This is a genomic window from Ferrigenium kumadai (genome assembly GCF_018324385.1).
In the GTDB taxonomy this organism is placed as follows: domain Bacteria; phylum Pseudomonadota; class Gammaproteobacteria; order Burkholderiales; family Gallionellaceae; genus Gallionella; species Gallionella kumadai.
On sequence record NZ_AP019536.1, the window covers coordinates 1,148,984 to 1,168,147 of the forward strand.

Here is a 19,164-nt window from a genome sequence, read left to right on the forward strand (position 1 = left end):
AATCCGGCCGCATGAAGTCAGTCATACCTCTTGCGGACAGGTTACAGCCGCGCAGCTTTGCTACCCGCAGCCTGTGGGTGGTCTCGGCCTGCGCGCTGCCGACCCTGCTGGCCTGGCCCTGGCGCGACTTTCTCGATCCCGCCAATACCGCGATGCTGTACTTGCTTGCGGTGGCCGTCGTGGCGGCGCGGGCAGGGCGCGGCGCAGCCATTGCGACCTCCTTATCAAGCACGGCGCTGCTCGATTTCTTCTTCATCCACCCGCGCTACACTTTTACCGTCGGCGATGTGCAATATGTTGTCACGCTTGCAGTCATGCTGGTGGTGGCGCTCATCATCGGCAACCTGACCTTGATGCTGCAACGCGAGAAAGAGGCTGCGCTCGAGCGTGAGCAACAATCCCATGCGCTGTATGAGCTTGCCAGTCGTCTTTCGGGGGCGACCTCGCTGGAACAGCTCGCCATTGCCACGCGCGACTTTTTGCACGACTCGCAGGCTTGTTGCGGTGTCCTGTTGATGAGCCATAACGATGTACTGAAGCCTGTCGAATCTGCTCATCGTCTGGATTCGACTTTGCAAACGATTGCGGCGTTTGCTGCCTTGCAGCGAGTCGAAACGCGCACTTTGCTGGACGATTCTCGCTACTGGCTGTTTCTGCCATTGCATGGAACGACATATGTGCGCGGCGTGCTCGCCATCGATGCCGGTGTAACGTCGCTCGATGCGCTTGATGCTCGCCGACCATTGTTCGAGGCCATCGCCGCACTGGTGGCCACTGCCGTAGAACGCCTGCACTTCGTCGATGTGGCGCAGCGCGCGCAGTTGCAAATGACCGACGAACGCCTGCGCAGCAGCATCCTCTCCGCGCTATCGCATGATATCCGTACACCACTCACCGTGCTCTACGGGATGAGCGACGCGCTGGCACAACAGCCATTACCGCCTGATGTGCGAGAAACGGCAGAAGCGATGCGCGAACAGACCCTGCGCTTGAACGGTATGGTGTCCAACTTGCTCGACATGGCGAAACTGCGTGCTGGTGATCTCCGGCTCAACCCGGAATGGCAGCCATTGGAGGAGGTGGTCGGTGCCAGCATCAAGCTGTTGGGGCTGGCGCTGCAACAGCACCCGGTACAGGTGACATTGCCGCCAGACCTGCCCCTGCTGAAGTTCGACGCTATCTTGATGGAACGCGTGTTGTGCAACCTGCTGGAGAATGCGGCCAAATATGCGCCGCCAGGATCGGCCATCCGCATCAGCGCAAGTACCGCTGACGGGCAAGCCGCCATTTCGGTATGCAATGATGGCTCGCGTTTTCCACCCGGCAACCTGGACAGGATGTTCGAGCTGTTCGAGCGCGGCGATGCTGAGTCGAATGTTCCGGGTATCGGGCTGGGACTCGCCATCTGTCGCAGCATCGTGGAAGCGCATGGCGGTACGATACGCGCCAGCAATAACGAGAATGGCATCTGCGTGACCTTCACACTGCCGCTGGGCGAACCACCCGCGATCGAACCGGAGGATGGGGATGAGTGACGCCGTCATCCTGTTGATCGAGGACGAGGTGCAGATACGACGCTTGGTGCGTGCCGCTCTGGAGCGCGAGGGCTACCGTGTGCTGGAAAGCGGCTCGCAGGCACAGGGCATGCAACTATTACACGAGGCGGTGCCGCAACTAGTCATCCTCGACCTTGGCCTGCCGGACGGTGACGGTGTTGGTTTCATCCGCGAACTGCGCGCACAATCACAGGCACCCGTGCTGGTGCTGTCCGCGAGGTCGGCAGAAGGCGAGAAGATTCATGCGCTGGATGCGGGAGCAGACGATTATCTGACCAAGCCATTCTCCAACGGCGAACTATTGGCGCGGGTGCGCGCCCAGTTGCGCCGCAACCCGGAAAATAGCGCTCAGCCGCAATTGCAATTCCGTTTTGGCAAGATCGAGGTCGACTTTGCTCGGCGTCTCGTTACGCGTAGCGGCATTCCTGTCCATCTCACTCCCATCGAATATCGGCTGCTGCTCGCCATGCTGGCCGATCCCGGCAAAGTGCTTACCTATCGGCATCTGCTGCGTGCGGTATGGGGCAGTGCCCACAGCGAGAGCAACCATTACCTGCGTATCTACGTAAGTCATTTGCGCCAGAAGCTGGAAGACGATCCGGCGCAACCCGAACATTTCCTGACCGAGACCGGCATCGGTTACCGCTTCCAAATCTAAGGAGAATGCAATGAGTGTAAAGAACAATACCGCCACAGGCGCCTTGGCGCTCGCCGCGCTGGGCGTTGTCTACGGCGACATCGGCACCAGTCCGCTGTATGCATTCAAGGAGGCTTTCGCCGGAGCGCACGGCATGGCTCCTACCGAGCCCAACGTTCTGGCGGCATTGTCCGCACTGTTCTGGGCGATGACGATGATTATCTCGATCAAATATGTGTGGGTGATGCTCAAGTTCGACAACAACGGTGAAGGCGGCGTGCTGGCGCTGACCGCATTGGCGAACCGTGCCGCGCAAGGGGCTGCGCGCTGGAAGCTCATTATTGCCACGGCGGGTATCTTCGCCGCCGCCTTGTTCTATGGCGACGCGCTCATTACCCCGGCGATCTCCGTGCTTTCCGCAGTCGAGGGCCTTAGCGTGGCCGCACCGACGCTGGAGAAACTCATTCTTCCCGTCACTATCGGCGTACTCACCGGGCTGTTTTTCATCCAGCGCCGCGGCACCGGCAGCGTGGGCAGGTTATTCGGGCCGGTCACGCTGTTGTGGTTCGCGGCACTTGGTATCCTCGGCACGGTCAGCATCGCGGAAACGCCGAGTGTGCTGCGCGCGATCAATCCGGTGTACGCCATCGACTTCGCCATCGAACATCCGTACGGCATGTTTTTGCTGCTATCCGCCGTATTCCTCGCGCTTACCGGCGGCGAGGCGCTGTATGCCGACATGGGCCACTTCGGCGCAAGGCCGGTGCGTTTGGCTTGGTATGGGCTGGTCTGCCCGGCGCTGCTCATTAACTATTTCGGCCAAGGTGCACTGGTGCTGCGCTCGGCGGATGCGATCCAGAACCCGTTCTACCTGCTGGCACCGGACTGGTTCATGCTGCCATTGGTCGCGCTGGCCACCGCCGCCACGGTGATCGCCTCGCAGGCTACCATCTCGGGAGCCTATTCGATGACGCTGCAAGCCATGCGTATGGGCTACCTGCCGCGCCTGTTCATTCAGCACACATCCGATGCACAGCGCGGCCAGATATATATTCCCGCCGTGAACTGGATGATGCTGGTCGGCGTGATTATCCTGGTGCTGGAGTTTGGTTCCTCCGGCGCCTTGGCGGCGGCTTACGGCATTGCAGTGTCCGGCACCATGATCATCACCACGCTACTGTCCATCTTCGTCACGTTGAAGCTTCAAGGACGTGCGCGGCTGCTGTTGCTGGCAGCATTGGCGGTATTCGCCCTGCTGGAATTGTTGTTCTTCGGTTCAAATCTGACCAAGGTCGTCAGCGGTGGCTGGATGCCACTGGCGCTCGGTCTGGTGCTATTTGTCCTGCTTTCGACATGGAAGCGCGGCAGCACGCTGGTCGCCGAACAACGGCGCAAGCTCGATATCCCAATGTCGGCCTTCATCGCCGGAACACAGCCTGACGTACCTCGCGTCGCGGGCACTGCGATCTATCTGACTGCCGATCCTGCCGTGGTGCCCAGTGCATTGTTTCACAATCTCAAGCACTTCAAGGTGCTGCACGAGCAGACGTTATTCCTGCACGTCGTCACCGCCGATGTGCCCTATATCGAGCCGGAACAGCGCCTGAAAGTTGAACGCCTGGCTCACGGCATGTACAACGTCGCCTTGCACTATGGTTTCAGGCAGGAAGTCGACATTCCTGATGCATTGAGCAGGATAGGGGATTACGGCATCGAGCTTGAGCCGATGGCCACTACCTTCTTTATCGCCCGCTCGAATGTCGCTGACGGTCCCGGCGGCATGCCTGCATGGCGCTGCGCGCTTTTTTCGTGGATGACACGCCAGTCTGAAGGTGCAGCGAGCTTTTTCAATCTTCCTCCCAACCAGGTAGTCGAACTCGGAACCAAGGTCATGTTGTAGCTTTTGTCGGGTTTGCTACAAGCTGGTTCAGAACAAATCCTATTGAAATCAACCTGCTGTCCTTGGCACGGCATTTGCGAATGAGAGGGTGTCAATCTCATGAGTGAATGCCATGCAAGCCAAGGACATCGCCGAACTGCTCAACGAGCCGTCCTGCACGCATAACGAAAAATCGAAATCCGGCTGCGCGCGCCCCAAGCCGGGCGCGACGGCGGGCGGCTGTTCGTTCGACGGCGCGCAGATCGCGTTGCTGCCCATCGCCGATGTGGCGCATATCGTGCACGGCCCCATCGCCTGCGCGGGCAGTTCGTGGGATAACCGCGGCACGCGCTCTTCCGTAGATTCTTCATCTGGTGTTGGGGCCTTGTACCGCATCGGCATGACCACCGACCTCACCGAGCAGGATGTCATCATGGGGCGCAGCGAGAAGAGGCTGTTCCATGCGGTGAAGCAGGCGGTGGAGAGCTATTCGCCTTCCGCCGTGTTCGTCTACAACACCTGCGTGCCCGCTTTGATCGGCGACGATATCGGCGCGGTGTGCAAGGAAGCTGCTGCGCGCTTCGGCGTGCCGGTGGTGCCGGTGGATTGTGCCGGTTTTTACGGAACCAAGAATCTCGGCAACCGCATCGCGGGCGATGCAATGTTCAGGCATGTGGTGGGCACGGCGGAGCCGTTGCCAGTCCCCGACGAATCGCAACGTCCCGGCATCACCGTGCACGACGTAAATCTGATCGGCGAATACAACATCGCTGGCGAGTTCTGGAACGTGCTGCCGCTGTTCGACGAACTCGGCCTGCGCATCCTGTGCACCTTGTCCGGAGACGCGCGCTTCCGCGAAGTTCAGACCATGCACCGCGCCGAGGCCAACATGGTAGTGTGCGCCAAGGCGCTGCTCAACGTCGCACGCAAGCTGAAGACGGACTATGGCATCCCATTCTTCGAAGGCAGCTTCTACGGCGTAACGGACACCTCAATGGCGTTCCGCGAATTCGCAAAACTGCTCAACGACCCGTCATTGACCGAACGCACCGAAGCTTTGATCGCACGCGAAGAGGCGAGCATCAACGCCGTGCTCGAACCGTGGCGCGAGCGTCTGCGCGGTAAACGTGTGCTGCTCTACACCGGCGGCGTGAAGTCGTGGTCCATCGTTTCCGCGTTGCAGAACCTGGGTCTGGAAGTGGTCGCCACCGGCACCAACAAATCCACCGAAGAAGACAAGGCGCGCATCCGCGAGATCATGGGCGACAAGACCCGCATGATCACCGACGGCAGCGCCAAGGCGCTGCTCGGCGCAGTGAAGGAATACCAGGCCGACATGCTGATCGCGGGCGGCCGCAACATGTACACCGCGCTGAAGGCGCGTATCCCTTTCCTCGACATCAACCAGGAACGCGAATTCGGCTACGAGGGCTACAGCGGAATGCTGGAACTCGCGCGCCAGCTCGCGCTGACGCTGGAATCACCGGTCTGGCAGGCGGTGCGCAAGCCCGCGCCGTGGGCGAAGACTTCGGTGCCGGGCACCGCATTGGGAGCATGACATGGCCGAGCTCCTGAAACGCAACAAAGCGCTCGCGGTGAATCCGCTCAAGGCCAGCCAGCCGGTCGGCGCATCGCTCGCCTTCCTCGGCATCCACCGCGCTATCCCGATGATGCACGGTTCGCAGGGCTGCACTGCCTTCGGCAAGGTGTATTTCGTGCGCCACTTCCGTGAGCCCATCCCGCTGCAGACCACGGCGATGGATCAGGTCTCCACGGTGATGAGTGCGGACGAAAACGTCATCCTGGGACTTGCGACCATATGCGAGAAGAACAAGCCCGCGATGATCGGATTGCCCACCACGGGCCTGTCGGAGACGCAGGGCACCGACATCAAGCGGCTGGTGAAGGAGTTCTACGCCGCACATCCCGAGTTCGCGCACATCCCTGTGGTGCCGGTGAATACGCCGGATTTCACCGGCTGCCTGGAAAGCGGCTATGCGCTGGCGGTGAAGGCGGTGATCGAAGTCATGCTGCCGAAAACCAGCAATGTCGTCGGCAAACGCAAGAAGCAGGTCAACGTGCTTGCCGGGTCCTTCCTCACGCCGGGCGATGTCGAACATATCAAGGAGATTGTCGAGGCTTTTGGCTTACGTCCTTTAGTATTGCCGGATATCGGCGATTCGCTCGACGGCCACCTCACCGAGATGGAGAGCAGTCCGCTCACCGTGGGCGGCACACCGGTCAGCGACATTTCCAGCATGGGCGAATCCATCGCCACGCTGGTGCTTGGAAACTCGATGTTCGAGGCGGCGGATTTGCTCAAGGAACGTACCGGCGTGCCGGATTTCCGCTTCGACAGTTTGATGGGACTGGATGCGGCGGATAGTTTCGTCATTGCGCTGTCGGAGATCAGCGGCAAGCCGGTTCCGGAGAAGATCGAGCGCCAGCGCGCGCAGTTGCAGGATGCGATGGTCGACGCGCACTTCATGCTGGGTTTCGCGCGCATTGCCATCGCTGCCGATCCCGACCTGCTTTATGGCTATGCGCGGCTGGTGACGGAGATGGGCTGCGAAGTGGTAGCCGCTGTTGCGCCAACGCGCGCCAACATCCTCAACGATGTGGCGGCAGCGCAAGTCGCCATCGGCGATCTGGAGGATCTCGAGATCACGGCCAGGCGCAACGGCGCGCAACTCGTCATCAGCAATTCGCACGCGGTCGAAACCGCGCGCCGTCTAGGCGTGCCGCTGCTGCGCGCCGGCTTTCCGCAATATGACCTCATCGGCGGCTACCAGCGGCTGTGGGTCGGCTATCGCGGCACGCGTCAGGCATTGTTTGATCTGGCGAACATGCTGGTGGAACACGGCCAGCACGAGCCGGCGCCATATATATCCATCTACAACCGGCGGACGGGAGAGAGTCGTGCGACACCTGCGGCTAATGGACAACACTAGGGAGAAAGCGATGACGGTGAAGATCGCATTTGCGACCAGCGACCGCCGCGTGGTCGATCAGCACTTCGGTGCGGCCGAAGCGTTCGCCATCTACGAGCTGGACGAGAACGAGGTGCGGCTGGTCGAAGTGGCCGAGTTCACCGAGACGGAAATGGACGGACACGAAGGCAAGCTCGCCGCCAAGGTCGAGCTGCTGGGCGACTGCGCGGCTGTGTATTGCAACGCCGCCGGTGCATCGGCGATCCAGCAGTTGCTGGCGAAGGGCATCCAGCCGATGCGCGTGGACGAAGATTCTCCGGTCGATGAGTTGTTGTCCGGCCTGCAAAAAAGCTTATGCAGCGAGCCGCCTGCATGGCTGGCTAAGCACCTGAAGAAGCTGCGCGGTAGTGACCGTTTTGCGGCAGACGAGGAATGGCAGGAATGATAGACGCACCTGTCCGCGTGGTCTCGGCCGGCAACGGCAGGGCGCAGGTCGAGCCGACCGCACAGTCCGGCTGCGGCGGCTGCCAGTCGCGCAGCAGCTGCGGCGTGTCCGGGTTGGGCAAGTATTTCTCCAACAACCGCAAGGCCATCGAAGTGCAATGCGACGCGAACGTGCGCGCGGGCGACGAGTTGCAGCTGAGTATGAGCGAGGGCGATCTGCTCAAGGCCGGGCTGCTGGCTTATTTGTTGCCGACGGTGCTGGCGTTGGCGGGGGCGGGCGTTGCGGCGGCGTATGGCCTGGGCGATGTCGGTGCGGTGCTGGGGGCGGGCATCGGTATCGCAACGGGATTCTTGCTGGGGCGTCTGTCCGGCTGGACGCCGCAGATGTACGCACAACTAAAGAGTGATCAATCAAACGAAGGAGAAACACCATGAACCAGGCAGTCGCATCAGACCCGTTGTTGTCCACCGATTTCATCCAGGAGATGGTCAAGCAGATGCGCGCCATCGACAGCTATGGCACCTACGACGGCTGGCCGGTGGAGCGCATCCTCGCTCCGTACGTGGTGACCAAGGAACAGCGCCGCGCGATTCCCGTGATCGGAGACCCGGACGACGTGCTGTTGTCGCGCATCAAGGCGTTCTACAACGCCATCGCTTCGCTGATCGAGAAGGAATGCGGACAAATGGCCGTGCCGATGATCAACATCACCCACGAAGGTTTCGGCCGCGCGGTGATCACGGTCGGCAAGCTGGTGGTGATGGACAAGACCCTGCGCGACGTCCATCGCTACGGTTATGAGAGCCTGTCGAAGATGAAGGACGAGGCCGACAAGCTGCTGTCGGTGGCGCTGGGACTCGTGGGCAAGCACCCGGACGTAGCAGGGATGTAAATCGAGGATACGGGATACAGGAGACGGGATACAGGGAAAGGCGGAGCGAGTGGCGGGTTTGCTGAATCCTATATCCCGTATCCTGAATCCTGAATCCTCTCCAAAGGAGACATGAATGACCGAAGAAGAACTGAAGAACCTCGACCGCGAAGTGAAGAAGCTCAAGCGCATCTCCAGCGAATGGGCGTCGCAATTGCACGACCTGGTCGAGGAACGCCTGCCCGCTGGATATCAGGAGATCCCCGGCATCGCGCAATCCACTTACGACGCTTGCCAGGCTTGGGCGGAGGCGAACGCGAAACTGATCGCAGCACAGAAAGAGACACAAGTTTAGATAGAGGAAGAGATATGTCTAATATCACCGGAACCACAAGAGGTGGAACGCCTTACGAACCCACCTTCGTCACCGCACTGAACGCGACCAACTGCATCGGCTGCGGCCGCTGCTACAAGGTTTGCCCGCGCACCGTATTCGAACTGGTCGAACGCAGCGAGGACGACGAGAACTACGACGAGGACGAAGACAACAGCATGGTGATGACACTCGCCAACGCGCTGGACTGCATCGGCTGCGGCTCCTGCGGACGCGTCTGTCCCAAGCAGTGCCATACCCATCAAGCCCTGACGGCGGGAGCGTAATCATGCCAAGGCCGACAAGACACGTATTCGTCTGTTCGCAGAACCGTCCCGTCGGCCATCCGCGCGGCTCCTGCGGGCAGAAGGGCTGCGCCGAAGTGGTGGACGAGTTCATGAGGCAGTGGCAGTTGCGCCAGTGCTTCACCCAGGTGCTGGTGACGCCGAGCGGTTGCATCGGGCCGTGCAGCATGGGGACGAACGTGCTGGTCTATCCGGAAGGCGTCATGTACAGCAACGTCACTAGGGAGGATGTGAGCGAGATTTTCGACGAACACCTGTTGGGCGGGAAAGTTGTCGAGCGGCTGAAGACGCCGGCCGACATCTGGTAATGCGATGGCGATTGATCTTCTCCCTTCGGAACTGAAGGAACTGGCCGGACGCATCGTGCAGGCGCTGCAGAAGGAAGCAACGCGCAACACCTCCACGGGCACCGCGCCGAGGATCGAGTTGGCTGGCGCGCAGTTCACGCGCGTCGTAGACCCGGCCAACCAGCAGCCGGGATACGCAGGCATCTGGCGCAACACACGCAACGAACGCTGCGGCACGCTGACTTTCAACAGTGACGGCAGCTTCTATGCAGAGTTCGACCTGTTCTGCCCGCACCCGCGCGATGCGCGCTGGTTCGTCGAGACGGTCATAGCCTGGGGCAACGAAGGGACGATGCGCAGCGAGGCGAAACTGGTTCCGAGTTTTGAGGAATAACAAGATGAGCAGATTCCAGATGGGCGACATGGTGTTCGCCGCGCAGGACCTCTACAACGAAGCGATCGAAGAGACCGGCGAAAGCGCCATCCCCAGTGTCGAGCCGGAAGCGCTGCTCGCCCCCGCCGGCACGCGCGGCGTCATCGTCAATATCGGCCACCCGCAGGAAATGCCGGATACGGAAATCTACCTGGTGCGCTTCGAGACGGCTGCGGAAGGCTCGCTGGCCGAGCCGATCGGCTGCCTGAGCGAAGAACTGAGCGAGGTCGCCGCTTAAAGCGGCAACCTGAACTCCATAGCAATCACCTTCAACCACGCCTCAATTCGATCATCCGTGAGCATCTTCTGGTTCTCCTGATCCAGCGCGAGGCCGACGAACTCGCCGTCCACCAGCGCCTTCGAGGCGACGAAATCATAATCATCAGCTGGCCATGCGCCGGCGAACCTGGCTCCCTTAGCCTTGAAGAATTCATAGAGGATGCCCATCGCATCGACGAACTCGTCCGGATATTTGTCCTGGTTGCCGAGGCCGAAGAGGGCGATGGTCTTGCCGCCGAAATCCAGGTGCTCGATCTTCGGCAGGAATTCCTCCCAGCCTCCGCCCATGCAGTCGGTGGAAAGCCCCGGCAGCGCCCCAGCGCCCAGCGTGGAGGTGCCGAGGATGAGGTGGGTGTAGCTTGCGAACAGTGCCGGCGTGGCCTTGTTGACGTTGAGGGCGTCGGCCATGGTGTCGTCGTCAAAGCGCTTCTTGATGGCTTTGGCGATGCGCCTGGTGTTGCCGGTGCTGCTGGAAAAAAAGAGGCCAATCTTTGGCATACATTACCCCGATGAGGTGGCCGATTGTTGCATTCGCAACAATCGGCACGACAATCACACCGGCCCGCGCCCTGCGCGCGTCAGTTCGACGGTGCGCGTCATGGCTCCATCGAATGAGACCTTGTCGCCCTTGGGCTTGTAGTCGCCCAGCGCCTTGTACACGGTGACGATCTTTTCCGAGGCGGACTGGCCCTTGAAGTCGCCCTTGTCCAGCGCGGCGAGGTCGATCAGTTCGTTCCAGATCAGGCCTTCCTGCATGCCGATGGCGGCGATACTCAGCCCGCCGAGTTCGATCACCAGCGGTTTGTCGATGTTCACCACGAACAGAATGATCTTTACGTCCGGCGCGAAATCGGCCTGGTAGTAGTCGAGCACCTTGGGCAGCAGGGTGAGGTCGTCGAGGCTACCGACATAGAGCTTGATCTTGTCGTTTTCGGCCAGCACGATGGTGTTCTTGATTGTGGAGACGGGTGGCTTGCGGTGACCAAGCGCGTCGCCGACCTCGCCCAGTTCCAGCACCAGGTCGCCGCGATAGGCGGCGTAGCTGCCGCTGGCTTCCTTGAAGTTCATGTTGAACAGCAGGCCTTTTTGTTCGTATGTGTCGAATAGCATGTCGCACCTTGTCGTAAATGAATGATGGGGCCTTATGACGAGCAATAACCGTACCAAAGAAGAGATGTACCTTGGGTTACGCGTGGGGCATGGGCAACAAAAAAGGCCGGCGGGAACCGGCCTTTCATTCGACAGTTGTCGGCAATTACTTCTTGGTGCCGTTCACAGTTGCCTTGAGCGTCGCACCAGCCTTGAATGCAGGCTGTTCACATCGCACAAAAGGCTTATTTCTCAAGGGGAATGAGCCTTTTTTGTTTTCATGCGGGCTATTCATCCGGAGGCGTGGCGGCATCCACACCCGCGGGTGACCAGAGCGGCCGGCCGGTCGCATCGAGGTAGGTGAGGTAGACCCGCAGGTCGAACTCCAGCTGCGGATAATCGGGCTCCATGTACCGGCACAGCTGATAGAACGCCTTGTCGTGCTCACGTTCCTTGATGTGGGCCAGTTCGTGCACAACGATCATGCGCAAGAATTCCGGCGGCATCTCCTTGAACATCGCCGCGACGCGAATCTCGCGCTTGGCCTTGAGATTTCCGCCCTGTACCCGCGAGATGCTGGTGTGCGTGCCCAGCGCGTTCTGGATGATGTGCAGCTTGCTGTCGAATGCCACCTTGCTCAGTGAGCCGGCGTTGCGCAGGTACTCGCCTTTGAGTTCCAGCACGTAGTCGTAGAGCGCCTTGTCGGTTCGCACCTCGTGCGCCTGTGGATACTTCTGCAACAACAAATCGGCAAGCTTGTCCTGTGCGATCAATTGCCGTACTTGTTCGGCCAGTGTCACAGGGTAACCGGCGAGGTAATCGGTTAGAGGTTTCTGGCGCATGGGGGATTCGGTGACGGGGTGGGGCGCGATATTACATGAGCCCCAGGCTTACGATAAACAGGAGGTTAAAATTTGAATCACCAACCTGCGCAGCTTTTCGCGTAGGTCCGGTTGAGCGTAATGTTATGCGCTTTGGCTACCACGAATTTTTAGTAGCTCTCTACTTCCCTGAGTTTTCAGGACGGCGGCCCAATAGGCGCAGATGAAACTGAACCCGATTATGCCTATGTGTTCAAGCAAGGAAAGCTTTTCCGCCGCCATTCCCCACCCTATAACAATTACCAGGAAGCATACGAACAGCAAGCCCGACATCAAATACGACTGAACTACCATCACGTATTCCACGGCACGCTGTATCTTTGGGAACTTGATCGGATCGTCAATCTGGTACTGCAAGAAGGCGCCTACTCTTTTTAACGCATCGGGAGTTGCCCGAAATAACGAGAGCATGGGTGGGCTCTGCAATATTTTTACGATGCTGTAAATCGGAACCAGAATGAGCAGGCTGCCCCATGCGCTTAGCAGCAACACTCGATACCACTCTGGAAAGGCTTTCAGATGTTCAAGTACGAACGTAGTCATACGTGACTCCTATAAACGCATAACGTGGAAGTGAGAGGCAGCGGAGCGTAGCGAGGGCACTAACAATTGCTAGCTTGTTGGCTGTCCTCTCGACTGCAAAGTTAGGTTTCAACCTGCGATATTGAACCATCATCGTTAAGGTAAAGAATGTGGTTCTCCAGAACGTCTTCCATGATTGCGCGCGTTGCATCATTGATGATGATCTCTTGGTTGGATTGATGATAGTTCGTGGTTTGTTGGTAGTGAATTTCGGTGACGCGTATTAAGCCAATTTCTGTCTGATCATATAGTTCTTCTGGCTCAAGTACGTTTGCTCCATCAGTCATTGCTTGGTTAACAAGTTGCCGCAATGAAATTCTCGGATTGCCTTCAGCATCAAAAAACATCGTTTGCAGATTCCATCGGCAGTTGAAGCTGAACCCCGTTAAGTTCCTTTCTATTAGCCGTTGTCTTGCTTGGTCATTGTCATACTTCACATCGACAATTGAGGTGTCTGGAATTACAAAGTTTGACGTTATGTTTACAGACTTCAATAAATGGTTGACGGTGACTAACCGAACTCCTCTTTCTTTTGCAAGAAGCACCGCACCCGATTGATAACCGGCCGTGGTGGCAAAGATTCCTGTTGCGTTGCCGATGTCGTCTAGGGTTGTAATGAACGAAGCTACATCAGACTTCTCAACGCGGCGGTTGTAATGCTTGCACTCGATGCACGTCTTGTATTTCACACCACCGACCTTGAACTCCCAGTAAACATCAATCTGATGAGTCGCGCCGCTACGCCCCTTTATTTTTACATTGTGTAAGACATTTACATTTTCTACGCAGTCACTTGCCACTAAAGCTGCGTGGAGATCGCGAACTAGAATTTCGTATTCGGTAGAGAGGCCACGCATGGTGTCGCTTGAAACCTAACGTTACCTAGACACTAGGAGTGTCTGATAATCTGGAGCGCCATGTCGGATAATCCGGGCAGGCCATCGCAACTCCTTGATTTGTACAGAAGGGAAAATCACAAACGCCCCAACATCGCCAGAAAAAACGACATCCATAAATCTCACCCCATTTAGCCTGATTAAACGGCGAGCCCGCATCCTGCCCCACCACCGCCAGAAAAACAACATTCCTGAAGGCCTATATATTTTCCCTGGCGGCTGCGCCATCCTCTCTGCCCGAATTCAGAATCGCTCATGCGACATCAGGTAGCGCCATTCCCCGGACGGCATTCTGGACATGGACACGCGCCCGATGCGGAGCCGTCTCATGCTGACGATCCGCAGCCCGACGCTGTCGCACATGTGGGCGATCTGGCCGGGGCGCACGCCCTTGAGTGCGAAGCGCAGCCGGGTTTCGTTCTGCCAGCTGACCTTGGCCGGGGGCAGCGGTTTGCCGTTGAAGCTGAGCCCGTGGTTGAGCAGCTTGAGTCCATTTTCAACCAACTCGCCGGCGACTTCGACGACATATTCCTGTTCGATGGTGGCGGCGTCGTCTGTCAGCTTGCGCGACACCCGGCGATCCTGGGTGAATACCGTCAGGCCGCTTGCATTCGCCTCCAGCGGCAGGCATTGCGTCAGTCGCACGAAGTGTTGCTTGAGGATGCGGATCTCGGAGGGGTCTTCCGCCGTTTGCGTCTCGGCGCGGATCAGGCGCGGTATGGAGTCGGAATTCATGTCCGTGTCCGGAGGCTGGTGAAACAATATGGTGATCGGCTCGATGGGGACGGGCGTCGCATCGGGAAGAAGTTCGACCTTCTGCTCCGACACCATGAACTGCGGCTCTTCCACTACCTGACCGTCCACCGTCACCCAGCCGCCCGCGATATACAGCTCGGCCTCGCGGCGCGAGCAGGGGATGAGTGCGGCAAGGCGTTTGGCGAGACGGATAGGCTCTGACATGTAATGTGTATGCGGGAATCGGGGATGCGCATTGTAAACGCTCAGGGCGCGCCATCCCCTGTAAAATCCGCGCATGGACAACACTACGAAAACCGCTCAGCGCCCCACGCTGGAGGGCATCACCCTCGAAACCATCGTCACCCGTCTCTCCGAGAATATGGGCTGGGAAGCGATGGGGGAGGCCGTGCCGATCCGCTGCTTCACGCACGACCCCAGCGTCAAATCCAGCCTGAAGTTCCTGAGAAGAACGCCCTGGGCGCGGGCGAAGGTCGAGGAGCTGTATCTGCGCGAGGCGAGGCGCTGGCCGGCGAGCTAACGCAGTGCCTTGTCAGCCGAAGCGGCGCTGCGCCTCTACCGCGAGGCCTGCGCCGATGCTGCCGAACAAGTCGCCTTCTATGCGCCTGGCTTGTGGCAATAGCGCGGCGATGCGTTCGCGCAGCATCGGCACGCCGCTGGCGCCGCCGGTGAAGAACACCGTATCCACTGCCTCGCAATGCACGCCGGCCTTCGCCAATAAATCCTTCAGGGTGGCCCCGATCCGCTCCACCAACTGCGTCGAAGCCTGTTCGAACTCGATCCGGGTCAGCGTGTGGCGCAGGTCCGGCGCCAGCCGATCCAGATGCAGGATGGTGCTATCGCCGGCGGACAAGGCGATCTTGGCTTCCTCCACTTGCATCGCCAGCCAATGGCCGGCGCGTTCGCGGATCAGCTTGAGCAGCCGGTCCATGGCTTCAGGCGCCTGGGTGTCCAGATACAGCTCCTGAAGTTCGGCCCAGGTCCGGCGGGTATAGGCCTGGTTGATGGTGTGCCAGGTGGCCAGGTTCATGTAGTGGCTGGAGGGCATCTCCAGGCCGCGCTTGAGCTTGCTGCGATAGCCCAGCAATGGCATTACCCCGGCCAGACTCAGTTGCTGGTCGAAGTTGGTGCCGCCGATGTGTACGCCGCCGTTGGCCAGCAGATCGTCGCGCCGATCTGCGGCACGCGCCCGCTGCGGCGAGAGCCGGATCAGGGAGAAGTCGGAGGTGCCGCCGCCGATGTCGGCAATCAGCACCAGTTCCTCGCGGTCGATCTGGCGTTCGTAGTGATAGGCCGCGGCGATGGGCTCGTACTGGAAGCTCACCTCGCGGAAACCGGTGGCGCGGGCGATGGCGGCCAAGGTCGCCTCGGCCTTGCTGTCGGCCGCCGTATCGTCATCCACGAAAAACACCGGCCGGCCGAACACGGCCTGGTCGAAAGACCTGTCCGCCGCCGCTTCGGCCCGGCGCTTGAGTTCGGCGATGAACTGGGCCAGCAATTCCATGTAGGTCAGCGAGCGCCCCTGGACCTCGGTCCTGCCTTCCATCAGGCTGCTGCCCAGGAGGCTCTTCAAGGCGCGCATCAGACGGCCTTCGTAGCCTTCCAGATATTCATTGAGGCCGGCCCGGCCGACGCTTACGGTGTTCTCGTCGGCATTGAAAAAGATCACGGAGGGCAAGGTGACCTTGCCGTCCTCCAGGGCCAGCAAGGGCGGCTGGCCGGGACGCAGCCAGCCCGCCGTGGAATTGGAGGTACCGAAATCGATGCCGCAGGCGCGGGCGGGAGTTTCAACAGACATGGGCGGGAGAGCCGGAAAAGCGGGCCGCGATGCTACCGTCACCGCGGGCAAAAGTCGAATGGAGGCGTCCCACGTAACCCGCGGCTTACACGCCTTTCATCGACAGGAACTCGTCGATCAGCCTGACCAGCAGTTCCTCCTCGTCTTCTTCGCTCAGTCCCAACAGCTCGGCCACGAGCTTTACCTTTCCCGGATTGATCCGGTTGCGAGGAGAGGATGGCGTCTGGACAGGAGCGGGCCTTTCCTGGGGCGCTTCTTCCCAAGGCGGCACCTCCTCCAAGGCCGAGGCGGGAGCGGGCTCCTGCTGGACAGGTGCAGGCTCGGCAATCGGAGCAGGCGCCTCGGCCTTCTTGCCGCGACCGGTTTCCTCTTGCAGCACCTCATCCACGACTTTCCTGGAGACCTTCTCGCCTTCGGGCAGTTGCCCTATCTGCTCGATGAGGGATTCCGCCTTGGCCTCGTTCTTCTTGGCCAGCTTTTCAAGCTGGATGGCCGCGCTGGTACTGGAGATCTTCCCGGAGTCGAGAAGCGCCGTCACTTTCTCGGACAAGTTGGCGGCGGCAGTCGCCTGTCCCAGCCAGGTGGGGGCGCGCCCGAAGTACTGGGCAGCTTCCTCGGGAGACGCGAAGCGTTCCGAGATGGCCTGGATGGCGTTGGCCATGTCCCGAGGCTCAAGTGCGGAGCGCACTCCGAGACCGATGTTCTCGAAGACCCGGACTTCGAGGGCCTCTTCGTCCGTGCACGCGCGGACGATTACCGGCACCCGGGTTTCGCCGGCCTTGAGTGCCGCCAGGCGGCGGCGTTCCCCGGCGATCACCACGAAGCGGCCTTCGGCAGCAGGACGCACGACGAGCGGCTGGATTACGCCGAGCTTCTGGATGGCGTTGGTCAGGCCTTTGAGTGTTTCTTCATTGATGTTTTGCCGTACATGCTTGGGATCCGGATCGATGAGGGATAGTTCGGCGATCTGGAATTGGGGTGTGCTGTCTTTGAAGGCCATGACGGTTCTTGGGGTTACAAGGCAAAGGGGCGGCATGGTCTTATTTTTCGCTCCGGATTTCAAGGCGATTGGCTCAGTCGCCACAGTCTGATTTGATATTGAATCTGTGGTGGGGTAAGTGCAGGTTCTAATCAACGCAGGTACTGGATTGTCTCCGCAGGAAGTTTTCCAGTTATCCACATCTACTTCACAGATGCATCCACGGTAATTGTGGGAAAGTTCTGCTTCGGTTTATTTAAACCGAGTGGGCTTGCGATTCTCCCACTCGATGATGGTGGCCTATTGGGCAAGCACGCTGATGCTTACATCCCCTAGCGATACCACCGATCCTGCGCGTATCTTGGCAGTTTTGCGCAACTCCACACGGCCATCGACGGAAACAACGCCCTCTGCCACCAACGCTTTGCCAGCGCCGCCGCTGTCGCATAAGCCGACCATCTTGAGTAGTTGGTTAAGCTCTACATACTCGCCGTTTAATTGGAATTCAAGTTGTTGCATGGAATGAGGGAGTCCGGATTTTGTGGGTTTCAAGCTATTTCAAGGATGAGGGGGATGCTTGCGCCCATTCTAAACGAAACGCTGAAATGAGCCTCGGGCTTATCCGGCGTTGTATTGTTCTTGCCACCGGGACCGGTCCGAGTCAACGCTCTCATGCATAGAGATCAAGTTTTGCCGGGTGTGTCGATTCGACCCGCTGGACTTCATCTCGCCCGGTAAAAGCGGCAGGAGGTCTCGTGTAATGGCGTGCCCCAGTGTCAATAATGCCATCGATCAAGTGATAGGCCATGATGGCTGCCGCGATAGTGGGGTCGGAAGCATCGACGACCCGGTTGATCAAAGTCGTGGGCGTCACGTTCGGTGTTGTAGGCGGGGTGGTTAAAGGCGTTGTTGGGAGCGCTGACACGGCTGGCGTCGTGGCCGGCGTTGTCGTGATCGGTACTTCAGTTGCAGCCGGTGTCGCTATCGCCGTGGCTGGCAATCCCGCGGCGGGAAGCTGTGTTGTCGCCGCAGGCAATGCCGTTGTGGCCGTTGTCGTTGTCACCGCCAACGGCGTCGCGATTTGCGGTGTCGCAGTTGGTAATTCGGTCGCGGTTTGTGTTGCCGTCGATGCAGTCGTGGTCGGCGGCACAGTAGTGGGAAGCTGTGCAGTCACCGTTGGTTCCGTCGTGACCGTTGTCGCTGTCGCTGTCGCTGCCACAGGTGTTGTCGCAACCGATGGTGTTGTCGTGGTTGGTAGCTCGGTTGCGGTTTGTGTCGCTAGCGCTTCAGTCGTGGTCGGCAATCCGGTGGTGGGAGGCTGTACTGTCGCCGTAGGCAGCACCGTCGTGACCGGTGTCGTTGTTACTGCCAATGGTGTTGTCGTGGTTGGCAGCCCGGTCGCGGTTTGTGTCGCTATCGATGCCGTCGTGGTTGCCGTCTCCGTGGTGGAAAGCAATCCCGTCGTCGTTTGCACTGTCGAGATCGTTACCAATGGCGCTGTCGTGCCTGCGGTCGTAGTCGCCAGTTCGCCGCTTGTTGCAGCCGTGATAACCGAATTTAGTGAGGTGTCAATTTGCGTCAGATTCTCCAGTTGAACGGCCGTGCTTGAAAACGCTACGGCCTGCTGCCCAATTGATTGGATCGCTTGCACCAGCAGCGTGGTGGTTCCGGTTGGGTTTGCGTTGAATGCGGATTGCAGTGACTGGAAGTCGATAGTCAACCGACCGGCATCGTTCGGGGTCAAAGGCGGAACAAAATTGATGCCGACACTGGACAGGCTGGCGATGATCGATGTCCCATTCCCAGACGACTGGGAGAGCAACGCCTGCGCAAACAGGTTGCCGAGTGACAGGCCCGGCGGATTCTGCAAATTACCGGAACCACTTTGTAAAAAGCTATTGAAGGCATCCACAAAGAGTTGCGTTGCTGTAGCGAGGCTGGTAAATCCACTTGGGCTGGTTGCGGTGGATTGTAATATTCCACTTTCAAATATAGAGGCCGCTGAAAGCAATTGTCCCAGCGCAGAAATGTCGACAATGTCGACATTGCTCGCACTTGTTGTCGCGGGTGTATTGATCAATAAATCAACAGGCTGGACACCGGAAATGGCGAAAAAACCGGGCTGAAAGATCGAGGGCGAAGTGGCAGAGGTAATCACCATGCTCGTTCTCCTTTGATGCCAGAGTCC

The 19,164-nt window shown here is 59.2% G+C and carries 24 protein-coding genes; 14 read left to right on the forward strand and 10 right to left on the reverse strand.

Annotation, left to right across the window (positions count from 1 at the left end):
* Nucleotides 1–11 precede the first annotated feature (11 nt).
* From FGKAn22_RS05545 to FGKAn22_RS05605, 13 genes are all read left to right on the forward strand, one after another.
* Nucleotides 12–1,535 carry a DUF4118 domain-containing protein gene (locus FGKAn22_RS05545; protein WP_212786969.1) on the forward strand — a complete coding sequence of 508 codons (1,524 nt, stop codon included), beginning with the start codon at nt 12–14 and terminating at the stop codon, nt 1,533–1,535.
* A complete protein-coding gene (locus tag FGKAn22_RS05550) occupies nt 1,528–2,214 on the forward strand; it encodes a response regulator (protein WP_212786970.1) in 687 nt (228 codons plus the stop codon). The genes FGKAn22_RS05545 and FGKAn22_RS05550 overlap by 8 nt, the downstream gene beginning before the upstream one ends.
* A 10-nt stretch (nt 2,215–2,224) precedes the next feature.
* Nucleotides 2,225–4,093, forward strand: coding sequence for a potassium transporter Kup (locus FGKAn22_RS05555; RefSeq protein WP_212786971.1), 1,869 nt, complete (start codon nt 2,225–2,227; stop codon nt 4,091–4,093).
* A gap of 112 nt (nt 4,094–4,205) precedes the next feature.
* Nucleotides 4,206–5,630, forward strand: a complete 1,425-nt coding sequence (nifE, locus tag FGKAn22_RS05560; RefSeq protein WP_212786972.1) for a nitrogenase iron-molybdenum cofactor biosynthesis protein NifE — start codon at nt 4,206–4,208, stop codon at nt 5,628–5,630.
* 1 nt (nt 5,631) lies between these two features.
* On the forward strand, nt 5,632–7,023 hold the full coding sequence (gene nifN, locus FGKAn22_RS05565) for a nitrogenase iron-molybdenum cofactor biosynthesis protein NifN (RefSeq protein ID WP_212786973.1): 1,392 nt from the start codon (nt 5,632–5,634) through the stop codon (nt 7,021–7,023).
* Between the two features lie 10 nt (nt 7,024–7,033).
* Nucleotides 7,034–7,447, forward strand: a complete 414-nt coding sequence (locus tag FGKAn22_RS05570; protein ID WP_212786974.1) for a NifB/NifX family molybdenum-iron cluster-binding protein — start codon at nt 7,034–7,036, stop codon at nt 7,445–7,447.
* Entirely contained in the window at nt 7,444–7,881 is a 438-nt protein-coding gene (locus FGKAn22_RS05575; RefSeq protein WP_212786975.1) for a SoxR reducing system RseC family protein, read from the forward strand. Before FGKAn22_RS05570 ends, FGKAn22_RS05575 begins: the two co-directional genes overlap by 4 nt.
* Nucleotides 7,878–8,339, forward strand: a complete 462-nt coding sequence (locus tag FGKAn22_RS05580) for a NifX-associated nitrogen fixation protein (RefSeq protein WP_212786976.1) — start codon at nt 7,878–7,880, stop codon at nt 8,337–8,339. Before FGKAn22_RS05575 ends, FGKAn22_RS05580 begins: the two co-directional genes overlap by 4 nt.
* Nucleotides 8,340–8,454: 115 nt before the next feature.
* Complete coding sequence (locus FGKAn22_RS05585) at nt 8,455–8,673, forward strand: CCE_0567 family metalloprotein (RefSeq protein ID WP_212786977.1); 219 nt, start codon at nt 8,455–8,457, stop codon at nt 8,671–8,673.
* A 14-nt stretch (nt 8,674–8,687) separates the two neighbouring features.
* Entirely contained in the window at nt 8,688–8,978 is a 291-nt protein-coding gene (gene fdxB, locus FGKAn22_RS05590) for a ferredoxin III, nif-specific (RefSeq protein WP_212786978.1), read from the forward strand.
* Nucleotides 8,979–8,980: 2 nt separating this feature from the next.
* Nucleotides 8,981–9,304 (forward strand): (2Fe-2S) ferredoxin domain-containing protein, encoded by a 324-nt coding sequence (locus FGKAn22_RS05595; protein ID WP_212786979.1) that lies wholly within the window; start codon nt 8,981–8,983, stop codon nt 9,302–9,304.
* A 4-nt stretch (nt 9,305–9,308) separates the two neighbouring features.
* Nucleotides 9,309–9,677, forward strand: a complete 369-nt coding sequence (locus FGKAn22_RS05600) for a hypothetical protein (protein ID WP_212786980.1) — start codon at nt 9,309–9,311, stop codon at nt 9,675–9,677.
* 4 nt (nt 9,678–9,681) lie between these two features.
* A complete protein-coding gene (locus FGKAn22_RS05605) occupies nt 9,682–9,954 on the forward strand; it encodes a nitrogen fixation protein NifZ (protein ID WP_212786981.1) in 273 nt (90 codons plus the stop codon).
* On the opposite strand, the gene FGKAn22_RS05610 is transcribed toward FGKAn22_RS05605, so the two are convergent.
* The 6 genes from FGKAn22_RS05610 to FGKAn22_RS05635 all read right to left on the reverse strand — a co-directional run bounded on the left by FGKAn22_RS05610 (nt 9,951) and on the right by FGKAn22_RS05635 (nt 14,403).
* On the reverse strand, nt 9,951–10,493 hold the full coding sequence (locus FGKAn22_RS05610; protein ID WP_212786982.1) for a flavodoxin: 543 nt from the start codon (nt 10,491–10,493) through the stop codon (nt 9,951–9,953). The two genes, FGKAn22_RS05605 and FGKAn22_RS05610, sit on opposite strands and share 4 nt — an antisense overlap.
* A 54-nt stretch (nt 10,494–10,547) precedes the next feature.
* Entirely contained in the window at nt 10,548–11,105 is a 558-nt protein-coding gene (locus tag FGKAn22_RS05615) for a hypothetical protein (protein ID WP_212786983.1), read from the reverse strand.
* Between the two features lie 266 nt (nt 11,106–11,371).
* Complete coding sequence (locus FGKAn22_RS05620; protein ID WP_212786984.1) at nt 11,372–11,926, reverse strand: M48 metallopeptidase family protein; 555 nt, start codon at nt 11,924–11,926, stop codon at nt 11,372–11,374.
* 123 nt (nt 11,927–12,049) lie between these two features.
* Nucleotides 12,050–12,508 carry a hypothetical protein gene (locus tag FGKAn22_RS05625; RefSeq protein WP_212786985.1) on the reverse strand — a complete coding sequence of 153 codons (459 nt, stop codon included), beginning with the start codon at nt 12,506–12,508 and terminating at the stop codon, nt 12,050–12,052.
* Nucleotides 12,509–12,609: 101 nt separating this feature from the next.
* Nucleotides 12,610–13,404 (reverse strand): restriction endonuclease, encoded by a 795-nt coding sequence (locus FGKAn22_RS05630; protein WP_212786986.1) that lies wholly within the window; start codon nt 13,402–13,404, stop codon nt 12,610–12,612.
* 282 nt (nt 13,405–13,686) lie between these two features.
* Nucleotides 13,687–14,403, reverse strand: a complete 717-nt coding sequence (locus FGKAn22_RS05635) for an rRNA pseudouridine synthase (RefSeq protein WP_212786987.1) — start codon at nt 14,401–14,403, stop codon at nt 13,687–13,689.
* A 73-nt stretch (nt 14,404–14,476) separates the two neighbouring features.
* On the opposite strand from FGKAn22_RS05635, the gene FGKAn22_RS05640 reads away from it, so the two are divergent.
* Entirely contained in the window at nt 14,477–14,719 is a 243-nt protein-coding gene (locus FGKAn22_RS05640) for a VF530 family protein (RefSeq protein WP_212786988.1), read from the forward strand.
* A gap of 12 nt (nt 14,720–14,731) precedes the next feature.
* On the opposite strand, the gene FGKAn22_RS05645 is transcribed toward FGKAn22_RS05640, so the two are convergent.
* From FGKAn22_RS05645 to FGKAn22_RS05660, 4 genes are all read right to left on the reverse strand, one after another.
* On the reverse strand, nt 14,732–15,997 hold the full coding sequence (locus tag FGKAn22_RS05645; protein WP_212786989.1) for an Hsp70 family protein: 1,266 nt from the start codon (nt 15,995–15,997) through the stop codon (nt 14,732–14,734).
* Nucleotides 15,998–16,082: 85 nt separating this feature from the next.
* On the reverse strand, nt 16,083–16,997 hold the full coding sequence (locus FGKAn22_RS05650; protein WP_212786990.1) for a ParB/RepB/Spo0J family partition protein: 915 nt from the start codon (nt 16,995–16,997) through the stop codon (nt 16,083–16,085).
* Between the two features lie 279 nt (nt 16,998–17,276).
* Nucleotides 17,277–17,495: an RNA-binding S4 domain-containing protein gene (locus FGKAn22_RS05655; protein ID WP_212786991.1), complete on the reverse strand. Its 219-nt coding sequence runs from the start codon at nt 17,493–17,495 to the stop codon at nt 17,277–17,279.
* Between the two features lie 151 nt (nt 17,496–17,646).
* Nucleotides 17,647–19,137: a hypothetical protein gene (locus tag FGKAn22_RS05660; RefSeq protein ID WP_212786992.1), complete on the reverse strand. Its 1,491-nt coding sequence runs from the start codon at nt 19,135–19,137 to the stop codon at nt 17,647–17,649.
* Between the last annotated feature and the right edge of the window lie 27 nt (nt 19,138–19,164).

Excerpts from the sequence above, each read along its gene's own strand:
- FGKAn22_RS05635 (WP_212786987.1), bottom strand. The coding sequence starts at position 14,403 with ATGTCAGAGCCTATCCGTCTCGCCAAACGCCTTGCCGCACTCATCCCC.
- FGKAn22_RS05550 (WP_212786970.1), top strand. The coding sequence starts at position 1,528 with ATGAGTGACGCCGTCATCCTGTTGATCGAGGACGAGGTGCAGATACGA.
- FGKAn22_RS05605 (WP_212786981.1), top strand. The coding sequence starts at position 9,682 with ATGAGCAGATTCCAGATGGGCGACATGGTGTTCGCCGCGCAGGACCTC.
- FGKAn22_RS05595 (WP_212786979.1), top strand. The coding sequence starts at position 8,981 with ATGCCAAGGCCGACAAGACACGTATTCGTCTGTTCGCAGAACCGTCCC.
- fdxB (WP_212786978.1), top strand. The coding sequence starts at position 8,688 with ATGTCTAATATCACCGGAACCACAAGAGGTGGAACGCCTTACGAACCC.
- FGKAn22_RS05660 (WP_212786992.1), bottom strand. The coding sequence starts at position 19,137 with ATGGTGATTACCTCTGCCACTTCGCCCTCGATCTTTCAGCCCGGTTTT.
- FGKAn22_RS05570 (WP_212786974.1), top strand. The coding sequence starts at position 7,034 with ATGACGGTGAAGATCGCATTTGCGACCAGCGACCGCCGCGTGGTCGAT.
- FGKAn22_RS05575 (WP_212786975.1), top strand. The coding sequence starts at position 7,444 with ATGATAGACGCACCTGTCCGCGTGGTCTCGGCCGGCAACGGCAGGGCG.
- FGKAn22_RS05600 (WP_212786980.1), top strand. The coding sequence starts at position 9,309 with ATGGCGATTGATCTTCTCCCTTCGGAACTGAAGGAACTGGCCGGACGC.
- nifE (WP_212786972.1), top strand. The coding sequence starts at position 4,206 with ATGCAAGCCAAGGACATCGCCGAACTGCTCAACGAGCCGTCCTGCACG.
- FGKAn22_RS05585 (WP_212786977.1), top strand. The coding sequence starts at position 8,455 with ATGACCGAAGAAGAACTGAAGAACCTCGACCGCGAAGTGAAGAAGCTC.
- FGKAn22_RS05545 (WP_212786969.1), top strand. The coding sequence starts at position 12 with ATGAAGTCAGTCATACCTCTTGCGGACAGGTTACAGCCGCGCAGCTTT.
- FGKAn22_RS05625 (WP_212786985.1), bottom strand. The coding sequence starts at position 12,508 with ATGACTACGTTCGTACTTGAACATCTGAAAGCCTTTCCAGAGTGGTAT.
- FGKAn22_RS05615 (WP_212786983.1), bottom strand. The coding sequence starts at position 11,105 with ATGCTATTCGACACATACGAACAAAAAGGCCTGCTGTTCAACATGAAC.
- FGKAn22_RS05555 (WP_212786971.1), top strand. The coding sequence starts at position 2,225 with ATGAGTGTAAAGAACAATACCGCCACAGGCGCCTTGGCGCTCGCCGCG.
- FGKAn22_RS05640 (WP_212786988.1), top strand. The coding sequence starts at position 14,477 with ATGGACAACACTACGAAAACCGCTCAGCGCCCCACGCTGGAGGGCATC.
- FGKAn22_RS05645 (WP_212786989.1), bottom strand. The coding sequence starts at position 15,997 with ATGTCTGTTGAAACTCCCGCCCGCGCCTGCGGCATCGATTTCGGTACC.
- nifN (WP_212786973.1), top strand. The coding sequence starts at position 5,632 with ATGGCCGAGCTCCTGAAACGCAACAAAGCGCTCGCGGTGAATCCGCTC.
- FGKAn22_RS05610 (WP_212786982.1), bottom strand. The coding sequence starts at position 10,493 with ATGCCAAAGATTGGCCTCTTTTTTTCCAGCAGCACCGGCAACACCAGG.
- FGKAn22_RS05630 (WP_212786986.1), bottom strand. The coding sequence starts at position 13,404 with ATGCGTGGCCTCTCTACCGAATACGAAATTCTAGTTCGCGATCTCCAC.
- FGKAn22_RS05655 (WP_212786991.1), bottom strand. The coding sequence starts at position 17,495 with ATGCAACAACTTGAATTCCAATTAAACGGCGAGTATGTAGAGCTTAAC.
- FGKAn22_RS05650 (WP_212786990.1), bottom strand. The coding sequence starts at position 16,997 with ATGGCCTTCAAAGACAGCACACCCCAATTCCAGATCGCCGAACTATCC.
- FGKAn22_RS05620 (WP_212786984.1), bottom strand. The coding sequence starts at position 11,926 with ATGCGCCAGAAACCTCTAACCGATTACCTCGCCGGTTACCCTGTGACA.
- FGKAn22_RS05580 (WP_212786976.1), top strand. The coding sequence starts at position 7,878 with ATGAACCAGGCAGTCGCATCAGACCCGTTGTTGTCCACCGATTTCATC.